This window comes from Streptomyces sp. MB09-02B (genome assembly GCF_033794485.1).
Lineage (GTDB): Bacteria > Actinomycetota > Actinomycetes > Streptomycetales > Streptomycetaceae > Streptomyces.
In genome coordinates this window covers 1-5,360 of record NZ_JARGEE010000534.1, presented here as the reverse complement: position 1 = coordinate 5,360, position 5,360 = coordinate 1, and the positions used below count along the sequence as shown (strand labels likewise).

The 5,360-nt window shown below is 74.4% G+C and carries 5 protein-coding genes; 2 read left to right on the top strand and 3 right to left on the bottom strand.

Features of this window, described 5'->3' with window-relative positions; genetic code table 11:
* Window positions 1-18 precede the first annotated feature (18 nt).
* On the bottom strand, window positions 19-951 hold the full coding sequence (locus P1P70_RS39945) for a BadF/BadG/BcrA/BcrD ATPase family protein (protein ID WP_319246696.1): 933 nt from the start codon (window positions 949-951) through the stop codon (window positions 19-21).
* 109 nt (window positions 952-1,060) lie between these two features.
* Between P1P70_RS39945 and P1P70_RS39940 the strand changes: the two genes are divergently transcribed.
* Complete coding sequence (locus P1P70_RS39940; protein ID WP_413471655.1) at window positions 1,061-2,266, top strand: glycoside hydrolase 5 family protein; 1,206 nt, start codon at window positions 1,061-1,063, stop codon at window positions 2,264-2,266.
* 85 nt (window positions 2,267-2,351) lie between these two features.
* On the opposite strand, the gene P1P70_RS39935 is transcribed toward P1P70_RS39940, so the two are convergent.
* Entirely contained in the window at window positions 2,352-3,845 is a 1,494-nt protein-coding gene (locus tag P1P70_RS39935) for a glycoside hydrolase family 3 N-terminal domain-containing protein (RefSeq protein WP_319246695.1), read from the bottom strand.
* Between the two features lie 104 nt (window positions 3,846-3,949).
* Complete coding sequence (locus tag P1P70_RS39930) at window positions 3,950-4,594, bottom strand: DUF6629 family protein (RefSeq protein WP_319246697.1); 645 nt, start codon at window positions 4,592-4,594, stop codon at window positions 3,950-3,952.
* Between the two features lie 443 nt (window positions 4,595-5,037).
* On the opposite strand from P1P70_RS39930, the gene P1P70_RS39925 reads away from it, so the two are divergent.
* On the top strand, window positions 5,038-5,286 hold the full coding sequence (locus P1P70_RS39925; RefSeq protein ID WP_319246694.1) for a hypothetical protein: 249 nt from the start codon (window positions 5,038-5,040) through the stop codon (window positions 5,284-5,286).
* The last annotated feature ends 74 nt before the right edge of the window (window positions 5,287-5,360 follow it).

The window sequence follows — 5,360 nt, the reverse complement described above, 5'->3', positions numbered from 1 at the left end:
GTCTTCCCCTGGGGTTTATCAAAGGCTTTTTGTCGGATGCGGGGAGGTTTTTAAGGGAAGGGCCACGGGGGGTTGCGCCGGCCGGGGTGCCAGCGCGGCGACGGTCCCGGCCAGCCGGCGCGCGGCCTCCTGGAGGATACCCACCGCCACGGCGTCCTTCTCCTCGGCCGTCCGCACCACCACGGGCGCGTGGTCGGCGAGACGGACGGGCGGCCGGTCCATGACGGCGGGCAGCACCCCGGCCCGGTAGGCGGTACGCCGCTCGGCACTCCACACGACGGCACCGGCCACCCCGTAGCCCTCCGGCGGCAACACCTCCTCCGGCAGCCCCAGGTCCCGGCCGACGGCGCGGACGAGCGCGGTGGGCACACCGCGGCCGTCGGCCGCGCGCAGGGCCGCCCGTACGCCCGCTCGGCCGATCCAGAAGCCGCCGCCGTCGTCCCCGAGGAGCCAGCCGTCGCCGCCCGAGGTCGCGGTCGGCACCCGTCCGGCGATCCGAGCCGCGACCGCGCCGGTACCGGCCACCAGGACCAACCCGTCGGCGGGATGGCCGGGGGCCGCCGCGAACGTCGTCTCGATGTCGCTGTGGACAGCGACCGACGCGGCGGTGACACCGAGCCGGGCGAGCGCGGCCGACAGGGCGGCCCGGGCCCGCAGCCGGCCGGGCTCGTCGGCGCCCTGGGCCTGGTGGCCGGCCCCCGCGAACCCGCCGGCCACCGCGACCACCCGTCCGCACAGTTCCGCCGGCACAGCCCGGGTGACAGCCTCGGCGAGGTGGTCGGCGAGCAACGGTCCGGGCACGGTCAGCGCGTTGCCGGGCCCCGCCGTGCCCTCGCCCCGGACCGGCCCGCCGCCGAGCTCCGCCAGGACGGCACGCGTGCGGGTGCCGCCCGCGTCGATGCCGACCACGTAGGCGGGGGTGGCCGTGGCACCCGGAGAAGCTTGGTTCAAATCACTATTCATTGCCGTCCATGGTGGTTGATACATTCGCCGGAGACAAGGTCCGTCTCTTGAGGAGGACGCCATCAGCACGCCACCCGCGCCCGCGCTCCGCTTCGGAGTGAACTACACCCCACGCAGGGGCTGGTTCCACGCCTGGCACGACTTCGACCCCGGGCTCGCGCGCGAGGACCTGGCCCAGATCGCCGCGCTGGGCCTGGACCACGTCCGGGTCTTCCACCTGTGGCCCCTGCTCCAGCCGAACCGCACCCTGGTCCGGGCCTCGGCCGTGGACCAGCTCGTCCGACTGGTGGATCTGGCGGGCGAGTGCGGCCTCGACGTCCTCGTGGACGGCGTCCAGGGCCATCTGTCGAGCTTCGACTTCTACCCCGAGTGGACCCGTAGCTGGCACCACCGCAACGTCTTCACCGACCCCGCGGCGATCGAGGCCCAGGCACTGCTGCTGCGCACGCTCGGCCGCGCCCTCTCCGGCCACCCCCGCCTCATCGGCCTCCAGCTGGGCAACGAGCTCAACAACCTGGTCGAGCACAACCCCGTGACCGTGGCCGAGGTCGACCACTACCTCGACACCCTCCTCGGCGCCGCCCGGGACGGGCTCGGCGAGGCCGGGGGCCTGGTCACCCACTCGGCGTACGACGCCGCCTGGTACGGCGACGACCACCCGTTCACCCCCGAGTCCTCGGCCCGCAAGGGCGACCTCACCACGGTCCACCCCTGGGTCTTCTCCGCGGACTGCGCCCGGCGCTACGGCCCGCGCTCACCCGAGGTGCACCACCTCGCGGAGTACGGCACCGAGCTGGCCGCCGCCTACGCCACCGACCCGGCCCGCCCGGTCTGGGTCCAGGAGACCGGAGCCCCCGAGCCGCACATCCCGGCAGCCGACGCCCCCGACTTCGCCCGCGCGACCCTGCTCAACGCGGTGGGCTGCGCCCAACTGTGGGGCGTCACCTGGTGGTGCTCGCACGACGTCGACCGTTCCTTGGCCGACTTCCCCGAACTGGAGTACACGCTCGGGCTGTTCGACTCCGCCGGTCACCCCAAGCCGATCGCGGAGGCCCTGTCCACGACGGTGGCCGAGCTGCGCACCGCCACCGCCACCGCCCGGCCCGCGCCCCGTACGACCGCCCTGGTCCTGGACTGCACCCCGTCCACCCGCTCGGTCTCCGGCCCTGGCGGCGCCTTCTTCGACGCCTGGATGCGCCTACGGCAGGAGGGCTCCCGCCCTGCGGTGGTGCTGGCGGAGCACGCGCAGGACACGGCGTACCTGGCGGCACGGGGCATCACGGAGTTGTTCGAGGGGAAGTGAGGGGGCGGGGCGCAGCGACCGGCGCCACCCACGGGGCCAACGGGCCCCGCCCGCACCGATGCCCCGCAGAGCAAGGCACCCCCGCTCAGAACATCCGACCCGTGACGATCTCGGCCGCCGCCCGCAGGTTCACCCGCCCCCTCCCGTGCGTGGCCACCGCGTCACCCGCTTCCGGCAACCCGGTCGAGACCACGAGCGCGTCCGGCCGGTCGGCCAGCAGCGTGTCGCGGAGACGGGCCTGCCAGGGGTGCAGCTCGGCATCGCACAGGGCGACGACCAGCGGACGCGCCCCGGCGGACCGCAGCGCCTCCGCCGCGAGGGCCGCGAGGTCGTCCGGCTCCCCGGCGACCGCCGTCCCCGTCGCGGTCGGGTCGAGCGTGCGGATCTCGGTCAGCAGGTCCTCGCCGCCCCAGTTGAGGGCGGGGTGCGGCGGCGGGAAGCAGTCGACGACATGGGCCCCCGGCACCGGCCGCGGCAACGAACCCCCGCTCCGTACGGCCCGCCGCGCCGCCGTCAGCCCGGCGCCCGCGTCCCACGCGGCCACGGCACCCGGCCGGTACGGCACCGCGTACCGCAGCGCGAGCCGCCGTACCCGCTCCGCGGCCTCCGCCACCCGCTCCTCCGCGAGGTCGCCCGCCCCGAGCGCGTCGAGCACGGCGTCCCGGCAGGCGAGGGTGACCTCCGGATCCGGCACGGCGACGATGACCTGGTCGGCTCCTGCGGCGAGCGCGAGACGGGCGCCGGCCGCCTCTCCGTAGCGGTCGGCGATGGCCTTCATCTCCAGCGCGTCGCTGACGAGGACCCCGTCGAAGCCGAGTTCGCCGCGCAGCAGGTCGGAGAGGATCCTCGGGCTGAGGGTGGCGGGCCGCTCCGGATCGAGGGCCGGGAAGACCACATGGGCGCTCATCAGCATGGGCACGCCCGCATCGACAGCGGCCCGGAAGGGCGCGAGGTCGAGACGGTCGTACGGCCGTGGATCGACCGCCGGCTCGTGGTGACTGTCGGTGACGGTCCCGCCGTGACCGGGGAAGTGCTTGGCGCAGGAGGCCACGCCACGCGACTCGGTGGCCTCGATCCAGGCACGCAGATGCCGGGAGACCAGCTCGGGGTCGCCGCCGAAGGCGCGGGTGCGCACGATCGGGTTCTCGGGCCGGCTCTGGATGTCGGCGACGGGGGCGTACGAGACGGTGATCCCGAGCGAGAGCAGGTGTCCGGCCAGGGCGTCGGCGCACGCGGCGGTCAGGCCGGGATCGTCGGCGGCACCGAGCGCCCATGAGCCGGGCACCTCGGGGGCGCCCGCGGCGACGAGGTGGCCGATGCCGCCGCCCTCGTTGTCGATGGCGATGAGCAGGTCCGGCCGCAGGGTCCGCAGTGTGCCGGTGAGTTCGCGGACCTGGTCGGCGTCACGGATGTTGCGGGTGAACAGGATGACCCCGCCCAGACCGCGGTCGATCAGCCGCTTCAGGGTGTCGGGGACGGTCGTCGTACCGTCGAAGCCCGCGACGAGGCAGCGGTGTGCTGCCTCGTCGAGGGCCGCGGGGAGAACCGGGCCGAGGGGCCCGGCGGCGGAGTGTGTCACCTCCGAAATCCTCTGGCTGGACGAGCCGAAAGTCAACAGTTCGATGGATGATTGATTCACGAGGTCAGGTCAGGTCAGGTCGGGGCGGGTCGGGTCGGGTCAGCTCAGGTCAGGCGCGCGGAGGGCGGCCGCGAGAGCGCTCTCGCGCGTGCGCGGACCCAGCCGAGCAGCACGACCGAGCACAGGGCGGCGAAGGCGCACCAGGTGGAGATGAACTCCAGTCGCCACAGAGCCCAGCAGACCGCGGCTCCGACGGCGGCCAGCGCGCCGAGCACGACGAGCCGCCGGTCCCCGGAGAGGAGCAGGGAACCGACGGTGGCGAGGAGGTAGCCGGCGACCAGGAGCGCCGGGTGGGAGAGGTCGATCGTGTAGCCGACGGTGTGGCCGCGGATCTCGGCGGTCACCGGGCCGGCGGCGAGGGCGTGGGCGAGCGGCACGGCGGTCGCGACGCCGACGGCCAGCGGGACGAGCAGTCGGGGACGGGCCCGCGCCGGGGCCGCGCACCACACACCCGCAGGCACCCACACGGCCAGCAGCGGCAGGGCGACGACGGCCCAGGCCACGGTCGCCGGTCCGCTGCCGCCGCCCGAGGACCAGACCACCGACTCCACGATCTGGTGGGCGCCGAGCAGCAACGGCAGCGCGGCGAGCGGCAGGTCCCGCCGGTCGCGCGCCAGCACCACACCGGTCACCCCGACCGCCGCGACACCGGCACCCGCCACGAGATCGGCCGTCGCGCTCCAGCACATCCCGCCGTCCATGGTCGACCGTCAGCTGCCCGGCCACGCTACGTCGCCGACGGCGACCGGCCCCGGGGCGACACGGAACCGCCTCGCCCCTCGCCCGTCCCTCTTCGCCTCGCCCCGCCCTCCCAGGCCGACCTGCTCCGGCAGGCCGTCGACGAGGCCTGGGCCCCGGAGCGGCTGCGCCGTGAACTGGCGGCGGCCGGCAGGCGCCGGGGGCACCGAACCGCGTCGCGGTGACACCGCTGTCGGAGCAGCGCCCGCAGACGGGTCGTCGTGTCGTACCTCGTCCCCAGTGAGACGGCCTGGCTCGACGAGTGCGCGGGCGGCCCCGAGGCGGACCGTCCACGTGACCACGTTCGGCGTTCGATGCTGCTCTGTTCGCTGAACGATCCCGAGCAGATGCGGCAGTTGGGTGGGGGGCCGCGCTGAGCTCCGGAGGATGGTCGATGCCGACGGTCGCCACCGTCGCCGAGGGCATCGGCACGGCGGTGGCGCCCTTGGTGGCGGAGCAGTTGAGGAGCTCGTACGTCTCGGCGGACACCGTCAAGGAGGTCAACTCGGTCCTGGTCGAGCTCCCGTCCGACGAGGCGTTCGGGCTGCTGCTGGCGCAGCTCGACGACAAGCGGACGCAGCCTGCCGTGGCGAAGGCGGCCCGCCGGTATCCGCGGCGTGCCCTGCGGATCCCTGCCCCTTAACACCTTCGGACGCTCCCGACGAATGCCCTTTGGTTAAGTCGGGTGGGGCGCGGACAATAAAAAAAAAAGAAAGA

Coding starts and splice junctions, on each gene's coding strand:
- P1P70_RS39925 (WP_319246694.1), top strand. CDS start 5,038: ATGCCGACGGTCGCCACCGTCGCCGAGGGCATCGGCACGGCGGTGGCG.
- P1P70_RS39930 (WP_319246697.1), bottom strand. CDS start 4,594: ATGTGCTGGAGCGCGACGGCCGATCTCGTGGCGGGTGCCGGTGTCGCG.